This is a genomic window from Streptomyces sp. NPDC046939, from assembly GCF_040644575.1.
In the GTDB taxonomy this organism is placed as follows: Bacteria; Actinomycetota; Actinomycetes; order Streptomycetales; family Streptomycetaceae; genus Streptomyces.
Window position 1 is genome coordinate 136,331 of the sequence record NZ_JBEYWV010000005.1, and the last position, 17,467, is coordinate 153,797.

Annotated in this window: 16 protein-coding genes; 4 read left to right on the forward strand and 12 right to left on the reverse strand. The window is 71.4% G+C overall.

Annotated features, from left to right (window positions below; genetic code table 11):
* Positions 1–113: 113 nt before the first annotated feature.
* Positions 114–1,067: a LysR substrate-binding domain-containing protein gene (locus tag ABZ877_RS07560; RefSeq protein WP_361065944.1), complete on the forward strand. Its 954-nt coding sequence runs from the start codon at positions 114–116 to the stop codon at positions 1,065–1,067.
* Here the strand turns inward: ABZ877_RS07560 and ABZ877_RS07565 are convergent.
* From ABZ877_RS07565 to ABZ877_RS07595, 7 genes are read right to left on the reverse strand one after another with little or no spacing between them, the layout of a single operon-like run.
* Positions 1,062–1,820 carry an SDR family oxidoreductase gene (locus ABZ877_RS07565; protein WP_361065947.1) on the reverse strand — a complete coding sequence of 253 codons (759 nt, stop codon included), beginning with the start codon at positions 1,818–1,820 and terminating at the stop codon, positions 1,062–1,064. The genes ABZ877_RS07560 and ABZ877_RS07565 overlap by 6 nt on opposite strands.
* On the reverse strand, positions 1,817–2,794 hold the full coding sequence (locus tag ABZ877_RS07570) for a fumarylacetoacetate hydrolase family protein (RefSeq protein ID WP_361065949.1): 978 nt from the start codon (positions 2,792–2,794) through the stop codon (positions 1,817–1,819). The genes ABZ877_RS07565 and ABZ877_RS07570 overlap by 4 nt, the downstream gene beginning before the upstream one ends.
* Before the next feature lie 36 nt (positions 2,795–2,830).
* Complete coding sequence (locus ABZ877_RS07575; protein WP_361066372.1) at positions 2,831–3,769, reverse strand: VOC family protein; 939 nt, start codon at positions 3,767–3,769, stop codon at positions 2,831–2,833.
* 16 nt (positions 3,770–3,785) lie between these two features.
* Positions 3,786–4,793 (reverse strand): amidohydrolase family protein, encoded by a 1,008-nt coding sequence (locus ABZ877_RS07580; protein WP_361065952.1) that lies wholly within the window; start codon positions 4,791–4,793, stop codon positions 3,786–3,788.
* On the reverse strand, positions 4,790–5,926 hold the full coding sequence (locus tag ABZ877_RS07585; protein ID WP_361065955.1) for an FAD-dependent oxidoreductase: 1,137 nt from the start codon (positions 5,924–5,926) through the stop codon (positions 4,790–4,792). Before ABZ877_RS07585 ends, ABZ877_RS07580 begins: the two co-directional genes overlap by 4 nt.
* Before the next feature lie 35 nt (positions 5,927–5,961).
* The gene (locus ABZ877_RS07590) at positions 5,962–6,924 is read right to left on the reverse strand and encodes a cyclase family protein (protein ID WP_361065958.1); all 963 of its coding nucleotides are present in this window, start codon (positions 6,922–6,924) and stop codon (positions 5,962–5,964) included.
* A complete protein-coding gene (locus ABZ877_RS07595) occupies positions 6,921–7,916 on the reverse strand; it encodes a fumarylacetoacetate hydrolase family protein (RefSeq protein WP_361065961.1) in 996 nt (331 codons plus the stop codon). Before ABZ877_RS07595 ends, ABZ877_RS07590 begins: the two co-directional genes overlap by 4 nt.
* Positions 7,917–8,053: 137 nt before the next feature.
* On the opposite strand from ABZ877_RS07595, the gene ABZ877_RS07600 reads away from it, so the two are divergent.
* Together ABZ877_RS07600 and ABZ877_RS07605 are read left to right on the forward strand one after the other, a co-directional pair.
* Complete coding sequence (locus ABZ877_RS07600) at positions 8,054–8,965, forward strand: LysR family transcriptional regulator (protein WP_361065964.1); 912 nt, start codon at positions 8,054–8,056, stop codon at positions 8,963–8,965.
* Between the two features lie 81 nt (positions 8,966–9,046).
* Positions 9,047–11,662 carry a SpoIIE family protein phosphatase gene (locus tag ABZ877_RS07605; RefSeq protein WP_361065967.1) on the forward strand — a complete coding sequence of 872 codons (2,616 nt, stop codon included), beginning with the start codon at positions 9,047–9,049 and terminating at the stop codon, positions 11,660–11,662.
* 15 nt (positions 11,663–11,677) lie between these two features.
* Here the strand turns inward: ABZ877_RS07605 and ABZ877_RS07610 are convergent, their stop codons facing one another.
* Positions 11,678–12,058, reverse strand: a complete 381-nt coding sequence (locus ABZ877_RS07610) for a MerR family transcriptional regulator (RefSeq protein ID WP_361065969.1) — start codon at positions 12,056–12,058, stop codon at positions 11,678–11,680.
* Between the two features lie 175 nt (positions 12,059–12,233).
* Here ABZ877_RS07610 and ABZ877_RS07615 point away from each other — a divergent pair, with 175 nt between their 5' ends.
* Positions 12,234–13,172: a chlorophyllase gene (locus ABZ877_RS07615; RefSeq protein WP_361065972.1), complete on the forward strand. Its 939-nt coding sequence runs from the start codon at positions 12,234–12,236 to the stop codon at positions 13,170–13,172.
* A 31-nt stretch (positions 13,173–13,203) separates the two neighbouring features.
* On the opposite strand, the gene ABZ877_RS07620 is transcribed toward ABZ877_RS07615, so the two are convergent.
* The 4 genes from ABZ877_RS07620 to ABZ877_RS07635 all read right to left on the reverse strand — a co-directional run bounded on the left by ABZ877_RS07620 (position 13,204) and on the right by ABZ877_RS07635 (position 17,396).
* The gene (locus tag ABZ877_RS07620) at positions 13,204–14,346 is read right to left on the reverse strand and encodes an LLM class flavin-dependent oxidoreductase (RefSeq protein ID WP_361065975.1); all 1,143 of its coding nucleotides are present in this window, start codon (positions 14,344–14,346) and stop codon (positions 13,204–13,206) included.
* Positions 14,347–14,371: 25 nt separating this feature from the next.
* Positions 14,372–15,556: an SfnB family sulfur acquisition oxidoreductase gene (locus tag ABZ877_RS07625; protein ID WP_361065978.1), complete on the reverse strand. Its 1,185-nt coding sequence runs from the start codon at positions 15,554–15,556 to the stop codon at positions 14,372–14,374.
* Between the two features lie 5 nt (positions 15,557–15,561).
* Positions 15,562–16,116: an NADPH-dependent FMN reductase gene (gene ssuE, locus ABZ877_RS07630; protein ID WP_361065981.1), complete on the reverse strand. Its 555-nt coding sequence runs from the start codon at positions 16,114–16,116 to the stop codon at positions 15,562–15,564.
* Between the two features lie 62 nt (positions 16,117–16,178).
* Positions 16,179–17,396 carry an acyl-CoA dehydrogenase family protein gene (locus ABZ877_RS07635; RefSeq protein WP_361065984.1) on the reverse strand — a complete coding sequence of 406 codons (1,218 nt, stop codon included), beginning with the start codon at positions 17,394–17,396 and terminating at the stop codon, positions 16,179–16,181.
* Positions 17,397–17,467: the final 71 nt, after the last annotated feature.

Sequence of the window (17,467 nt, forward strand, 5' to 3'; positions counted from 1 at the left end):
GCACAAGCCCGGCACCGAATACTGGAACCGGGCCCCACCAGCGGGTATGCCTATGGCGCCGCATACAGCCGGGCGGCTATGCCCGGCGGCCGTGGGCGGTCTACCGTTCTCGTATGGAAATACCGCGGATGCTGGACGGGCGGCTGAAATTCCGCCATCTCCTCCTCGTCGAGGCGCTCTCCGCCCAAGGGAGCGTGGTCGGCGCCGCGGCCGCGCTCCACGTCACCCAGCCCGTGGTCACCCGCAGCCTCCAGGATCTCGAACGCATCCTCGGCGTCACCCTCTACGAACGCGGCCCGCGAGGGATCCAGCCCACCGAGTTCGGTGACGCCTTCACCCAGTACGCGCGCTCGGCGCTGGCCCAGATGAACCAGGCAAGCCGCCATCTCCAGGAGATCGCCGACGCCACCCGCGGCCACGTGGTCATCGGTACGCATCTCGCCGGCTCCAACCTCCTGCTCCCGCGCGCCATCGCCCATCTCAAGCGGGACCGTCCCGCCCTGCGGATCGTCGTGCGCGAAGCGACGCCGGAGACACTGCTCGAAGACCTCGTAGCGGGCAAGGTCGACTTCATCATCGGCCGCCTGGCGACGGTCCCCCCGGAGGGGACGATCCAGCAGACACTGCACGCCGAAACCATCCGTGTGATCGCGCGCGCCGGTCACCCGCTCGCGGCGCGCGCCCGGATCCCGCTCGGCGAGTTGATCGCCTACCCGTGGATCCTGCCGGGAACGGAGACGGCGCTCCGCGCGGAGCTGGAGGAGTTCTTCCACCGCAACGACTGTTCCCTGCCGCCCGACCGGGTCGAGACCACCGCGTTCCTCACCATCCGCCAGCTCCTCGTGGAGACCGACATGGTGGCCGCGCTCCCGGAACTCATCGGCGCGAGCGACCCACGGCTCACCGCGCTGCCGATCTCGCTCGACCTCGTCGGCGCACGCGTCGGCATCACCCTCGCGGCCGGACGCCGACTGAGCCCGGCCTCGGAGGCCATGATGCAGTCGCTCGTCGCCATCGCGGACTCCCTGCACCCGCGAACGGCTGACTCCGACCGCAGGCCCTCATGAACCCGCCCCGGGCCGCAGGGCGTCGGAGATCGACTTGGCGCCGCCGTGGGCGGTGAGGCCGCCGTCGACCGGTATCTCGGCGCCCGTGATGAAGGAGGCGTCGTCCGACAGCAGGAACGTGACGAGCGGGGTGATCTCGTCGACCGTGCCGGTGCGGCCGAGCGGTGTCTCGCGGACGTTGGCCTCCCTGAAGGCGGGGGCGGCCGACGCCGTCATCCCGGTCTCGATGAAGCCGGGGTGGATGATGTTGACGCGGATGCCGCGCGGCCCGAGTTCGAGCGCCGCCGTCTTCGAAAGTCCGCGCAGCGCCCAGTTGCCGGCCGTGTACGCCACCGGATAGTGCCCGGTCAGCGCGGCCGACGAGCCTACGTTGACGATCGAGGCGCCGGGCGGCATCAGCGGGGTGAGGTGCTGGATGCCGAGGAGCGGGCCCATGACGTTGACGGCGTGGACGCGCGCGAAGTCGTCGGCGCGTACCTCGTCGAGGCGGGCGCGCCAGGTGACGCCCGCGTTGTTGACCAGGCCGTGGACCTCGCCGTACGACTCCCGCAGCTCGGCGGCGAGCCGCGCCCACTGTGTCTCGTCGGTGACGTCGAGCGGACGGATGCCGGGTCCCTCGGTGACGTCGGTGGCGATGACGCGGGCGCCCTCCCGGGCGAGGGCCTCGGCCTCGGCGGCGCCCTGGCCACGGGCCGCGCCGGTGACGACCACGACCTTGCCGAGGAGCCGCTTGAGGTACAGGTCGTCGCTCATGGCCGCTCCCGGGATCGGCGCCGACCGGTGGGCAGCGGGACCGGGGCGGCGCCGGGCGCGACGGTGTTGGTGAGCGTGCCGATGCCCTCCACCGTGAGGGTGACCGTGTCACCGGGCTTCAGCGGCGGCGGGGTCTGTTCGCCGCGCAGGCCCCACAGCTCAGCGAGGCAGCCGCCGTTGCCGCAGGTGCCGGAGCCGAGGATGTCGCCGGGCACGACGCGCGTGCCGCGCGAGGCGTAGGCGACCATCTCCTCGAACGTCCAGCTCATGTTGGACAGCAGGTCCGCACCGACGACCTGACCGTTGATCCGCGCGGTCAGGGCAAGACGCAGGAAGCCGTCGCCGTCGCGGTACGGGTCGAGTTCGTCGGCGGTGACCAGGTACGGGCCGAGCGTGGTGGCGGTGTCCTTGCCCTTGCAGGGACCGAGACCGACCTTCATCTCGGCGGACTGGAGGTCGCGGGCGGACCAGTCGTTGAGGACCGTGTAGCCGATGATGTGGTCGCGGGCCTCTTCCGGGGTGAGGTCGTGGCCCTCGCGGCCGATGACGGCGGCGACCTCCAGCTCGTAGTCGAGCACGGCGGAGCCCGGCGGCATCGGGATGGCGTCGCCGTGGCCGTGGATCGCGTGCGGGTTGGTGAAGTAGAAGGCGGGGGCCGCGTACCACTGCTCGGGGACACCGCTGACGCCGTCCACGGAGCGGCGTACGCCCTCCACATGTTCCTCGAAGGTGACGAAGTCTCGTACGGAGGAGGGCTGGATCGGGGGCAGCAACCGCACCTCGGAGACGTGCGGCCCCGGCGGTTGGTCGAGCGCGGAGGCGCCCGCGTCGAGGAGGGCGGGCAGTCCGCCGCCGGAGCGCAGCAACTCGGTGAGGGAGGCGGCGCCGGGCAGCGGGTGGAGCGTGCCCTCGTCCTTGACGACGGCGACACATATGTCTGCGGGGTCTTCATGTGCGCAGGTGGCGAAACGCATGCGGGGTACTCCTGGCGCGGGCGGGGACCGGTCGGATCAGACCGGCGGGGCGATGAACACGCCGCGGTCGGGGTCGTTGAAGGACTCTTTGGCGATGAGTTCATTCATGGGGTTGGCGGTGCCCCACTGGTCGGTGACCTCGGGCTGCGAGAAGTCGTAGACGTGCGGGTGCCAGGTGTCCTCGTCGAGCAGCTCCAGCTCGGTGGTGTACTCGACGGTGTTGCCGTGCGGGTCGAGGAAGTACGTGAAGGTGTTGTCGCCCGCCATGTGCCGGCCGGGCCCCCAGATCTTCCGGTACCCGGCGCGCATGACCCGTCCGGAGCCGCGCATGTACTCGTCGAGGCCGCGCATTTCGAAGGAGACGTGGTGCAGGGCGGTGTGCGGGCCCTGCGCGATCGCCATCGAGTGGTGCTGGTTGGAGATGCGCAGGAAGTGCATGACCTCGCCCATGTGCGGCGAGGACAGGGTGTCGGAGAGGGCGAAGCCCAGGTGGCGTTCGTACCACGCACGGGTCCGGTTCAGGTCGGGGGAGTTGAGCACGACGTGGGAGAGTTTGACCGGGATGGCCTCCTTCTCCTCGATCTTGCGGTGCTCGCGCACGGCGACATCGGCGGAGACCTCGATGGTGCGGCCGTCGACGTCGAAGAACCGGAAGCCGTAGCCGCCACCGGGGGTGTCGACGGTTCCAGGACGGGATATCAACTCAACGCCACCGGAGAGGAGTTGTTCGGCCAGCGTGTCGATGTCCGCCGCCGACGCGGCCCCGTAGGAGACGAGGTCGAGGCGCTTCTCGTCGGCCTTGCGCAGCCGGATCACGTAGTTCTCCGGACTGCCCTCGGCGGCGAGGAAGGAGATGCCGGAGTCCTCGGCGACCTTGGTCAGGCCCCAGACGCCGGAGTAGAAGTCGAGCTGCTTGTCGTAGTCGGGCACGGCGAGGTCGACGTGGCGCAGGTGGGTGAGCAGACGGTTGCTCATGGGGGTGCTCATGGCGTCAGTCCTTCCGGGAGAGGAGGGCGACCGCGTTGGCGCCGCGGATCGCGTCGAAGTCGGAGTCGGACAGGCGGGCGGCGCGCAGGGCGCCGAGGGGGTCGTCGGTGCCCATGTCGAAGGGGAAGTCGGAACCGAGCAGCACCCGGTCGGCTCCCGCCACCCGTACCAACTCCCGCAGCACGTACGGGTTATGGACCAAGGAGTCGAAGTAGAGCCGCCTCAGATAGCTGCTCGGCAGGCGGGCGCAGCCGGAACCCGCGTCGGACCGGGCGGACCAGGCGTGGTCGGCGCGGCCGATGTGCGTGGGCAGATAGCCGCCGCCGTGCGCGGCGATGATGCGCAGGCCCGGGTGGCGGTCCAGGACGCCGGAGAAGATGAGGTGCGAGAGGGCGACGGCGTTCTCGGTGGGCTGGCCGACGGAGTTGGACAGGTACCAGCGGTCGAGCCGCTCGTCGAGCGTGCAGCCGAAGGGGTGCAGGAAGACCAGCGCGCCGGTTTCCTCGGCCCTCGCCCAGAGCGGGGCGTACTCCGGGTCGGACAGTTCGCGGCCGGGCGCGTGGCTGGAGATCTCCACCCCGTACAGGCCCTGCGCGAGGGCGTGGTCGAGTGCGCGTACCGCCTGCGCGGGGTGTTGCAGGGGGACGAGGCCGAGTCCGCGCAGCCGGTCCGGCGCGGCCGAACAGTGCGCGGCGGTCGCCTCGTTGGCCAGCCGGTACACCTTCTCCGCCGTCTCCTCGCCGGCCCAGTAGTGGTAGTGCGAGGGGGAGGGGCTGACCAGTTGGATGTCCACGCCCTGGGCGTCCATCGCGGTGAGGCGGGCGGTGGGGTCGGTGAGGCGGGGGAGGCGTGTGCCGATCATCGGGCCGTTGACGCGGAGTGCGTCCGGTCCGTTGCGCCGGGCGTCCAGGGCCTTCGCTTCGGCATGGCCCGGCGCGCCCTCGACCAGCGCGTCGATCTCGGGCAGCAGGACGTGGGCGTGCACGTCGACGGTGGGCGGGGGCGTCGTCACGGAAGCTCCGTCAGTATGGCCATGGTGCGGCCCATCAGGCCGGGCAGGTCGGCGTCGCGGTCTCCGTCGAGCTGCCACTGGCCGATCTGGACGGAGGCCTCGACCACGGGACGTACGCGGGCGACCCGTCGCTCGTAGTACGCCTGGAGGAGTGTGTCGTCCCAGACCTCGGACGACGTCAGGAGCTGCGCGAGGACCCAGGAGTCCTCCAGGGACAGGGCCGCGCCCTGGGCGAGGGTGGGCGGGCAGCAGTGCGCGGCGTCGCCGACGAGGACGACACGGCCGCGGTGCCAGGAGCCCTCGACCAGCATCCGGTCGAACCACGTGTAGTTCACCTTCGCCGGGTCGGTGATGTGCGCGGTGATCTCCCGCCAGTGGCCGCCGTAGTGCCGTGCCAGGGCGCGCATCTCGTCCGCGTACGAGTCGGGCGGGATCGCGGCACGATCCCGCTTCGCCTCGACGACGTACGCGTAGATCGTGTCCTCGCTGGTGGGGCAGTACCCGGCGATGTAGGCGGGGCCGCCATAGGCGAGGTCGGTACGGGTCAACCCGGCCGGGCGGGGCGTGGCGACCCGCCAGATCGCCATGCCGGTGGGTTCGGGTCTGTCCATGATGCCGATGGCCGCGCGGGTGGCGGAGCCGAGGCCGTCGGCGGCGATCACCAGGTCGTAGCGGTCCTCGGTGCCGTCGCTGAAGCGGACGGTGACGCGGTCGTCGGCGGCGGACTGGTCCAGGGACGTGGCGCGCACGCCGAGCCGGATGCCCGCGCCGCTGGCGCGGACCGCGTCGCTGAGGATGCGCTGGAGCTGCGGGCGCTGCATGCCGACGGTGGCGGGCAGGTCGTCGCCGCCAGTACGCAGGTCCTCCGCGACGTGCAGGACGGTGCCGTCCGGCGCGGTGATGCCGACCGCGCTGAAGCCGTACCCGGACTTCTCCACCTGGTCCCACACGCCGAGTTCGCGTAGCACGCGCAGGGCGTTGCCCTGGAGGGTGATGCCGGAGCCGGCGGTGGCGTTCCAGTCGTCCTTGGCCTCGATCAGGTCGACCTCGATACCGGCGCGGCGCAGCAGGATCGTGGCGGCGTTGCCTGCCGCGCCGCCGCCTATGACGAGGACTGTGCAGGGCGTGCTCATGGAGGAACTCCCTTGTTGCGGTGCGTGGTTGCGGACTACTTGACGGCGATGGGGTTGACGGGCGAGCCGACGGCGCCGGTGATCGGCAGAGGGGCGGCCGTCAGCCAGAAGTCGTACACGCCGTCGGCCGCGCAGTCCGCGGCGAGCGCGTCCAGGTCCCACATCTCGCCGATGAGCAGACCCATGTTCGGGATCACGACCTGGTGCAGCGGCTGGAAGGCGTGCTCGAACTCGTTCGGCCGGACCTCGAAGCCCCAGGTGTCGGTGGCGATCGCGGCGATCTCGGTACGGTGCAGCCAGCCCGCCGAGGTGAACGACAGGCCGGGCGCCGGGCCGCCGGCGTACTCGCCCCAGCCCTCGCGCCGGGCCCGCGCGAGACTGCCGGTGCGCACCAGCACGATGTCGCCCCGGCCGACGGCCACGCCGTGCGCCTCGGCCGTCGCGGTCAGATGCTCCTCGGTGACCGGGAAGCCGTCGGGGAGTTCACCGGCTGCGCCCACGACGCGGCCCACGTCGAGGAGGACGCCGCGCCCGGCGACGTACGGGGCCATGTGCTCGATGCCGGTGACCAGGTCGCCGTCGGAGGTGACGACCTGTTCGGCGGGGCGCCCGTTCCATGCCTTGCCGTGGTCGAAGATGTGGCCGAGCCCGTCCCACTGGGTGGAGCACTGCAGCGGCATGGCGATGACGTCGTCGGCGCCGCCGAGACCGTGCGGGAAGCCCTGGTTGCCGAGGGCCGCGTCGGTGCCGGTGTCGAGCATGGTGTGCACCGGGTTGGTCCGGCGCCGCCAGCCCTTCTGCGGGCCGTCCATGTCGAAGCGCTGGGAGAGCGAGAAGCCGACGCCGCGCCGGACGAGCGCCGCGCCCTCCCGGCGCTTGGCCTCGTCCAGGAAGTTGAGCGTGCCGATGCGGTCGTCCTCGCCCCAGCGCCCCCAGTTGGAGTACGCCTTGGCGGCCTGGGCGATCGCGCCCTCCGGGTCCGTGCGGTCCAGGGTCACGGGGTCACCTCCGCGACGCACCGGGTGCGCTGGACGCCGAGCCCGGTGATCGAGCCGTCCATCACGTCGCCGTCGCGCAGCAGGCGGCCCCAGTGCATGCCGTTCCCGGCGGGGGAGCCGGTCAGGACCACGTCGCCGGGGAGGAGGCGGGCGCTCTGCGAGGCGTAGGACACCATGCGGGCGAGGTCGAAGATCATGTCCTTGGTGGACTCGTCCTGCATGGTCTCGCCGTTCAGCTTGAGCGTGAGCCGCAGATCGCCGGGGTCCGCGAGGGAGTCCCTCGGTACGAGCCACGGGCCGAGCGGGGTGAACCCGGGGGCGTTCTTGCTGCGCAGCCAGTCCGTGCCGATCTGCGGCATGTCGCGGCGGAAGACGGTGGCGCGGTCGGTGAGGTCGTTGGCGATCGTGTACCCGGCGACGTGCTCCAGAGCCTCCTCGACGGACACGCGGTACGCCGGACGGCCGATCACGGCCGCCAACTCCAGCTCCCAGTCCGGCTTCTCGGCCCACGCGGGCAGCACGACATCGTCGTACGGGCCGGTGATCGCGCTCGGCAGTCCGATGAAGACGTACGGCAGATCCTGCTCCGCCCGCCGGTCCATGATCTCGGCCGCCTCGGCGCGCCGCTCCGCCTCCGGGCGGTCGTCCCCCGGCGCCTTGTGCGCCACGTGCAGATCGATGACGTGCTGCCGGTAGTTGGCGCCGGACTGGAACACCTGGCGCGGCTCGACCGGCGCGTGCACGCGGAACCCCGCCAGCGGCCTGCGCTCCGCGGAACCGTCGTCGGCCAGGGAGCGCAGTCGCGGCAGCACCGCGGCCCAGTCCTCCAGGAGGTGGCGCACGGTCAGCCGGTCGTCGCCGAGGGCGGCCCGCAGATCGACTACGTGCTCGTCGGGGGTGACCAGAGCGGGGAACGCCGGTCCGTCGGAATCCGAGAGGGTCGCGAGGGCGAAAGGGCCGGCGAAGGGCGCGGGAGCAGGTTTCACGGACATGTCCTCCTGATTGCGGTGGCACTAATCTGGACCCGCCACCGGAGATCAGGGAAATAGATTGTGTGGATACCGACCATCCACCGGACGGATTTTCCTCTGGTCGGCGACGTTCGAAGCCGTACAGCAAGGGAAAGTCCGTGAACCTGGCTCGCCTCGATCTCAACCTCGTCGTCGCTCTGCGCGCCCTCCTTGAGGAGCGCAACGTCACGCGGGCCGGGCAGCGCGTCGGACTGAGCCAGCCCGCCATGAGCGCCGCGCTGTCCCGGCTGCGCCGCCACTTCGACGACGAGCTGCTCGCCCGCGTCGGCGGCCACTACGAACTGACCGCCCTCGGCCAGGTCCTCCTCGACCGCACCTCCACCGCCTACGACGTGCTCGAACGCCTCTTCTCCAGCCAGGCCGAGTTCGACCCGGCGAGAGAGAGCCGCGAGTTCAAGCTGGTCGCCTCGGACTACGCCGTCTCCGTGTTCGGCGCCGAGCTCGCCCGCGTCGTCCACGAGGAGGCGCCCGGCGTCCGGCTCCGTTTCGCGCAGACCCCGCCCGTCGTCGTGGACGACACTGCCACCCTGCTCAGCGCCGTCGACGGCCTGCTCATGCCGCACGGCGTGATCAACGACTTCCCCGCCACCGATCTCTACGAGGACCGGTGGGTCTTCGTGGTCGCCGACGACCACCCCACCGTCACCGGCCGGCTCACCCGGCAGGACCTGGCCGAGCTGCCCTGGGTCACCTACCAGCGGACCTACGACGCCCCGGCCGTGCGCCAGCTCGGCATGCTCGGGGTCGAACCGCGAGTGGAAGTGTCCGTCGACAGCTTCCAGATGCTTCCGCTGCTGGTGGCCGGCACGCGGCGCATCGCCATGATTCAGCGACGCCTCGCCCGTCTGCTGACGCCGATCGCCCCGGTCCGGGTCGTGGAACCGCCGTACGAAGCCGTGCCGTTGCGGGAGGCCCTGTGGTGGCATCCGGTGCACACGCACGACGCCGCGCACATCTGGCTGCGGGAGACCGCGGCGCGGGTGGGCGCGCGGCTGTCGCCGGTGCGATGACGTCCCCCTGTTTCCCCACCTTCGGTGGTCTCACTGCACGTGTGAGTTACATTCACACCGTTTGGAGGGATTGATGGTTTTATGGACGGCTATGGACCATCGGGAGTTTCCTTCCGGCGCTTCCCTCCGGAGAGACGCAGTGTGCCGCTGGCCCGGCAATTCATGCGGTCGGTGCTGCGCGATGTCGCGCCGCAGGCGGTGGAGACCGCCGAATTGCTGACCAGTGAGCTGGTGACCAACGCGGTGCTGCACGCGCATACCGAGGTCGAGGTGCGGGTCTGGTCGCACGAAGGGCACGTACGCGTACGCGTCGGCGACGGCAGACCGGACCGGCCGCTCGTGCCGCGGAAGGCCAGGCCGTACGCCGGTACCGGACGGGGCCTCGCGGTCGTCCAGGAGCTGGCCTCCAGCCATGGGGCCCACATCGGGGAAGGCCGCAAGACGGTCTGGTTCGAGCTGTGGCCCAAGGCCCCGGTGCCGCCGTCGTCCGGATGGGAGCCCGCGCCCGTGGGCGGGCGGACCACGACCGTGACGCTGATCGACATGCCGTGCATCGTGTTCCGCGCGGCGCAGCAGCACGGTGACGAGATGCTGCGCGAACTGATGCTGACCAGACGCGTCGAGGACCGCGTCGGAGTGTCGGACGTGGAACTGCTCGTCGCCGGGGACATGGCGAACGTGCTGAACGCGAGCATGACGTCCGCGCTGGAGGAGACGGTCACCAGCGGCGCCACGGTGACGGTGGACATCGCGTTCCCGTCGGACGCCGCATCCGCCGTGGACACGCTGCGGCGCGTGTTCGAGCAAGGTGACGCGGCGGCGCAACTGGGATCGGTGCTCACCCTTCCGGCCCCTCCGCACGTGCGGAGCCACCACCAATGGGTGCTCGACCAGCTGGTCGCTCAGCTCTCCGGAGGCCCGCCCACCGCGTGGACGCTTCAGCCGGGCGGTCCGGACGCGACGTCGGTGGAGCTGGTGCCCTGGGACGCGGGGGAAGTGGAGGACAACAGTGTGCCGTCGGTCGCCGCCGACGACGACGGCCGGATCATCACGGCCAACACCGCTCTGGCCGACCTGCTCGGATGGCAGAGCGACGAGCTGATCGGCCGGCCGCTGACGATGCTGATCCCCGACCATCTGCGCGAGCGTCACCGGGCCGGGTTCACCGCGTTGCGGCTGACCGGCCGCTCCCGCATCATGGGCCGCTCCATCCCGCTGCCGGCACTGCACCGCGACGGCAGTCTGGTCCATGTGCGTCTGCACGTCCGCAGCCATGAGGCGGTGGACGGCCGCACGGTCCGCGTCGGCCAGTTCATGCCCGCGGCGACGGCTCCCGGCGAGCACCGCCCCCTGCCGCCTCCCACTCCCGCGCCCTCCGCGCGGCCGCCGTCCGGCACGGCAGCAGCGCCGCACGCCGTCGGTGAGCGGACGTCACGGGCATGGGAGCGGCTGAACCTGCTGGCCGACACCACCAGCGCCCTGTCGAGCACCCTCGACTTGTGCGAGGGACTGCGCCGGGCGTGCCAGGTCCTCACCCGGCAGATGGCCGACTGGTGCGTGGTCGACCTGCTCGACGAGCACGGCGACGCCGAACGCGTCTGCGTCGTCCACCGCGATCCCCGCGCACTGAGCGACGGGGTGTACCTCGGCAAACTGCCCGCGGTCTCCGAGAACGCGCAAGGACCGCTGGCACGGGTGCTCAACGGCGCGGGCCCCTTGCTGATCACCGATATCCCCTCGCCGGACCAGGCCGAGAACGCCCTGGACGCCCGGCAGTTGAAGCTGTTCGAGCAACTGGACGCCAGCAGCACGATCATGGCGCCCCTACGAGGACGGCGCGAGGTCCTTGGCGCCCTGATCGCGGTACGCACCGGCCACGACGCCCCCTTCACCGAAGACGACGCACTGCTCATCGCCGACCTCGTGGAAGGCATCTCGCTCAGCGTCGACAACGCGCGTCTGCACCAGCACACCCGCACCGCCGCCGAGCGCCTCCAGCGCTCCTTGCTGCCCCGCCTCCCGCACATCCCCTTCATGGAGATCACCGCCCGCTACGCCCCGTCCAGCACCACCGCGCAGATCGGCGGCGACTGGTTCGACGCCTTCACCCTGCCCGACGGAGACACGGCGCTGGTCATCGGAGACGTGTCCGGGCACGACCTGAACGCCGCCGTGACGATGAGCCAACTGCGCAACATGCTCCGCGGCATCGCCGTCGACTGCCAGGACGACCCCTCGGAGGTGCTGCGCCGCCTCGACCTCGCGACCCTCACCCTGTACCCGCACTCCACCGCGACCTGCGCGTACGCCGTCGTGACAGGCCCCCACAGCGGCCCGTGGGAGGTGCGCCACTCGTGCGCGGGCCACCTCCCCGTGCTGCTGACATGCCCGAACGGCGACACCCGCTACCTGGACTCCGCCTCCGGTCTCCTCATCGGCGTGGACAGCACTCTTCCCAGGCCCACCGCCCGCGACCCGCTACCGGCCCACTCCACCCTGCTCATGTACACCGACGGACTGATCGAACGCCCAGGAGAATCACTCAGCGACTCCATGGGACGGCTGCGCCGACACGCCGCCGCCCTCGCTCAGGCTCCCCTCGACGTCTTCTGCGACGAACTGATCCTCGGCCTCGGCGCGGGCAGCACCGACGACATCGCGGTCCTCGCCCTGCGTCCCACCCCGCCGCCTGCGTGACCGGCGGCCGTCGGCCTATGCGTCGGTGCCGCGCGGGCAGGGAGCGCCGGTGCGCAGGTTGGACGAGGCACCGGTGATGACCGAGTCGAGCCTTTCCCGGGCGAGCGCGAGGTCCGCGATGCGCCGGTCGAGGTCGTCGCGTTCGGCGGCCAAGCGCTGGAGGAGTTCAGGGGTGGCTCTGCCGTCGACGACGCGGGGTGTCAGCTCGGCGATGGTCTTGCTGCTCAGGCCGGCGGCGTAGAGCCGGCGGATGAGGCGGATCCGTTCGACGGCGTCCTCCGGGTAGTGACGCTGGCCGCTGCCGCTGCGCTCGGCGGTGAGCAGGTTCTGCTCCTCGTAGTAGCGCAGGGCCCGCGGCGTGACACCCGTACGGCGCGCGAGTTCACCGATCCGCATGCCCGCCTCGCTCCCTGGTCGGACTGTGCGCCACGCGCACTTGCCCTTCACGCCAACGTCAAGTTTTACGGTAGCTCACGCGCCCACCGGCCCGCGAAGAGCTGCTGAATCCCGCTCCGCTTCGAAGCCGTGGCGCGCCCCCCTCCCCGTGCCCTGGTGAAAGGCAGACACAGACATGTCCACGTACCCCACGACCGGTCTCTCCGGCCCCACTCCCACCGCGACCGTGTCCGTCAAGCCCCTCGTACTGCACGCACCGCAGCGCGGTGCCGACCTGCACGTCCGCGTCACCGCTCCCACCACCGGCACCAGCCTGCCCGTCGTGCTCTTCGCCCATGGCTTCGGTTCGGACCTGGACGGCTACGCCCCGCTGGTCGATCACTGGGCAGCCGGCGGCTTCGTCGTGGTGCAGGCCACCCATCTGGACTCCAAGCGGCTCGCCCTCCCGGCCGACGACCCTCGTCGGCCCCAGATGTGGCGCCATCGCGTACAGGACATGCGGCGCATCCTCGACGAGCTCACTTTCCTGGAGGCGGCCGTGCCGGGCCTGTCGGGTCGCATGGATCACAGCCGTATCGTCGCGGCCGGGCACTCCTTCGGCGGGCAGACCGCCGGCATCCTGGTGGGCCTGCGCGTGAGGGACCCGCAGACCGGTGCCGCCGAGGACCTGTCCGACGCCCGGGTCATGGCCAGCATCCAGCTCGCCACCGCCGGCAAGGGCGGCGACGAACTGACCCCCTTCGCCCACCACCACCTTCCCTGGCTGCGGGACCAGGACTTCTCCCACATCACCGCCCCCGGTCTCGTCGTCGCCGGGGACAAGGACGACCTCCCGCTCTCCACCCGGGGCCCGGCCTGGACGGCCGACCCCTACACCCTCAGCCGAGGCGACAAGAGCCTCCTGACCGTCCGGGGCGGCGAGCACTTCCTCGGCGGCATCTCCGGCTACCACGTGGCGGAGACCACCGACGAGAACCCCGGCCGTGTCGCCCTCGTCCAGCAGGTCACCCTCGCCTACCTGCGACACGTCACCGGAGTCGACCACACCGACTGGCACCACGCCCGGACCGTCCTCACGGCCGATCACCCGCTGGGGCGCCTCGAATCCAAGTGACCCGACGGCGCTCCACCGGTGCGTCCTGTGGCTATGACGCGAACGGCACCAGACCCTCCGGGGCCGCAGCTGCCCCGGCCGGGTGGCGCCACAGTCCGTCCTGCGCGAGCCGAGGCAGCACCCCCTCGCCGAACCAGTACGCCTCCTCCAGATGCGGGTAGCCGGACAGGACGAACTCCTCGATGCCCAGAGCCGCGTACTCCTTGATCCGGTCCGCGACCTCCTCGTGGGAGCCGACCAGGGCCGTGCCCGCGCCGCCACGGACGAGCCCGATCCCCGCCCACAGATTGGGGTGGATCTCCAGTGCGTCCCGTCGGCCCGCGTGCAGGGCCAGCATGCGCCGTTGTCCCTCGGACTCGCTCCGCGCGAGTCCCTCCTGGACGGACTTGACCGTCTCCGGATCGAACCCGGCGAGGAGCCGCCGTGCCTCGGCCCACGCTTCCTCGGAGGTGTCCCGGGTGATGACGTGCAGCCGGATCCCGAACCGCAGGGTCCGTCCGGTTCCCGCGGCCAGGCCCCTGATCCACGCGATCTTCTCCGCGACCTGGGCCGGCGGTTCGCCCCAGGTGAGATACGTGTCGACGTACTGGGCCGCGACCTCACCGGCGATCGGCGAGGAGCCCCCGAAATACACCTCGGGGACGGGGTCCGGCACCCGGGCCAGCTTGGCGGCCTCGACCTGAAGGTGCTCACCCCGGAAGTCGACGCTCTTCCCCTCCCACAGCGCCCGTACGATCTCCAGGAACTCACCGGTGCGGCGGTAGCGGGCGTCCTTGTCGAGGAAGTCTCCGTAGGCGCGCTGTTCGTGGCTCTCGCCGCCCGTCACCACGTTGAGCAGCAGCCGTCCGCCGCTCTGCCGCTGGAACGTGGACGCCATCTGCGCGGCGAGCGTGGGCGAGACGAAGCCCGGCCGGAACGCCACCAGGAACTTCAGCCGCTCGGTGTTCTGGCTGACCATCGCGGTCGTCAGCCAGGCGTCCTCGCACCAGGCGCCGGTGGGGGTGAGCGCCCCCACGAAGCCGAGGTCCTCGGCCGCCTTGGCGATCTGGCTCAGGTAGGCGACCGTGGGCGGCCGGTCCCGGCCCGAGGCCGTCGCGGGGGTGCCGTGGCCGCCGCCGACGACATGGCGGCTGTCGCCGTTGGTGGGCAGGAACCAGTGGAAGGTGAGGGACACGTTCGTTCTCCGATCGCGAAGGCCGTCAGAGCAGGCCGTGACGGGGTGGCAGGGTGCCGTTGAGCACGTACCGGCCGATGTGCTGGATCTTCCAGCGGGTCGGGTCGTGCAGAGTGTGGGTACGGGCGTCCCGCCAATGCCGGTGCAGGTTCAGGGAGTCGAGCGCCGACCGGGTGCCGGAGACCTCGAACAGTGCGCCCGCGACGGACACGGCGGCCTCGGCCGCCCGTACCTTCGCCGCGGCCACCGCGATGGACGCCTCGGCGGCCGACTCGTCGGTGAGGTGGTCACGAGCCGCGTCGACCGCCCGCGCGGCTTCACGCAACAGCGCCACCGCGGCACGCTCCTGCACGGCGAGCTCACCGAACCGCTGGATCAGCAGCGGGTCCTCGGCGGCGCTGTCGAGCCCGCTCTCGAACCAGGGCCGGCTCTTGGTCCGCACGAACTCCGCCGCCTCGGCCAGCGCGCCACCGGCGATCCCCACGTCGATGGCGGCGTGCAGCAGTTGGGCCACCGCACCGTGCAGTTGCGGTCCCTGGAACGTCAGGTGGTGGGGCAGGACCCGGTCGGCGGGGACGACGACGCCGTCCAGGCGTACGGTGCCGCTCGCGGTCGTCCGCTGGCCCATGCCGTCCCAGTCGTCGGTCACCGTCAGACCGTCGGCGTCCCGGGGGACGTAGGCGACATGCGGGCGGTCGTCCTCGGCCAGGGCGAGGACGGGGATCCAGTGGGCGAACAGTGCGCCGGTGCAGTAGTGCTTGACGCCGCTGAGCAGGTACGAGCCGTCGGGGCGCGGCGTCAGACGGGTGCGGATGTCCTGCACGTGCCGGGTGCCCGCCTCGGACTGGGCGTTGCCGAAGCGGCGCCCGGCAAGCAGTTCGGCGAAGAAGAACTTCTGCTGCTCCTCCGTGCCCTGGCGGCGGATGACATTGGCGTACACGAAATGGCTCTGCGGGATCTGCGCGAGGCTGCTGTCGGCCGAACCGAGCAGCCGGAAGATCTCCGCCAGCGTCAGCGCACTGACGTCGGCGCCGCCGTGCCGCGCGGGGACGCTCACGCCGAGCAGGCCGGATGCCGACATCCGGTCCAGCTCGCTGGTGGGGAGCCTGCGGTCCCTGTCCCGTTGCGCGGCCCCGGCGCGGAACTCGTCGGCAAGCGCCGTGGCGACGGCGAGGGCCTCGGCGTCGTCGGTGATGATGTGCGCGCTCATCGGAGTCAGCCCGCCGCGGCGAGGACGGGCCGGTGCCCGAGCGCGGCCGAGAACTGGTCGACGATCGGCAGCAGGGCCTCGGCGACGGCCGGGGCGAGGGCGAGCGTGCCGTCCTCGCGCACCGCGATGTCCTTGTCGAGGGTGAACCAGCCCTGCACGATGTGGGCGGCGCCCATCGAGGACAGGACCGGCCGCAGCGCGTAGTCGATGGCGAGGACATGGGCGACGCTGCCGCCGGTGGCGAGCGGCAGGATCGTCTTGCCGGCGAGCGCGTACTGCGGGAGCAGGTCGAGCAGCGCCTTGAGGACACCGGAGTACGAAGCCTTGTAGACCGGCGTGGCGACGACGAGACCGTCGGCGCGGGCCAGCAGTTCGCCGACCTCCACGATCGCGGGGTGGCGCGGATCGGCGCCGAGCAGCGCCTCGGCGGGGACGGCGCGCACGTCGAGGGGGATGACCTCGTGCCCCTGGGCGGCCAGCTGCCGGTCCAGATGGCGCAGCAGACGGCCGGTGCGGGAGACGGGGGAGGGGCTGCCGGAGACGGAAAGGACGGTGGCCATGAGGGCTGCCTCTTTCTGGGAGCCCGGGCGCCCGTGCGGGACGGGCGCCCGGAAGGGAACGGTCAGGAGTACCAGGTGGGCTCGGGCAGCTCGCCCTCCAGGACCCAGCGGCCGACCTCGCGCCGCTTGTAGGCGACGGGGTCGTGCAGGGTGTGGGTGCGCACGTTGCGCCAGAAGCGGTCCAGGCCCTCGGCGGTGGCGGTGGCACGGGCGCCGGTGACCTCGAAGATCTTGTTGCCGATCTCCAGGGCGACATCGGTGGCGCGGGCCTTGACCGCCGCGACCCGGACCTCGAAGGCGCCGCGGGCCTCGGGGGTGACGGCGTCCGGGTCGTCGTGCAGCCGCTGGCCTTCGGCGGCGACCGCGTCCGCGAGGGCCTCCACCGCCCACAGCTTGGCGGTGAGGTCACCGTAGATGTCGATGACGTACGGCTCGTCGACCGCGCGCTCGTACCCGCCGTGCAGCCAGGAACGGGACTTGGTGCGCGTGTAGGTGGCGGCGGTCTCCAGGGCGCCCGCCGCGACACCGAGGTAGAAGTTCACGAACACGAGCTGGATGGTGGGGACGTTGAGGGTGTTGTAGACGCGCGGCTTGAACTTCTTGTCGACGTATCCGGCCGCCGAGGACCACGGGGTGCGGACGCCGTCGAGGGTGACGCCGCCGCTCTCGGTGAGCCGCTGGCCGATGTTGTCCCAGTCGTCGTGGAAGGTCAGGCCCGGGCTGTCGGACGGGACGATCGCGAAGACGTGCTGGTCGGTGCCTTCGAAGACGCCTTCGAGGACAGTGACGTCGGAGACCTTGCTGCCGGTGGAGAAGGTCTTGCGGCCGGTGAAGACCAGGTCGTCGCCGTCCTCGGTGACGACCACGTCCTGGTCGCGCGGGTTGACGGCGCCACCGAAGAACCACTGGTTGCGGGCGGCCTCCGCCTCGACATGCTCCCACTGCTCGCGGGTGCCGACGAGACGGGCGGCCCAGTTCCACAGGTAGTGGTAGCCGAGGAGCTGGCCGATGGAGCCGTCGGCCTTGGCGACCTCGCGGACCACCCGGTAGGCGGTGATCCAGTTCTGACCGGCGCCGCCGTGTTCGACCGGGCCGAGCAGGGTGACCAGGCCGGAGTCCTTGAGGAGCCGGATCTCCGCGTGAGGAGTGGCACCGGCCCGGTCGCGGGCGGCGGCGTCGGTGGCGAGGACGGCGGACACCTCGGCGGCGCGGGCGATCCACTCCTCGGCGGTCGCGGGGGTGGGACGGGTGTGCCAGTCGGTGGGGGCGGCGGTGCTCATCGGGCTACCTCTTTCGGGGTGCTCATGGGGGTGACGTCCTGCGCGGTGCTCATGGGGTTGCTCATGCGGTG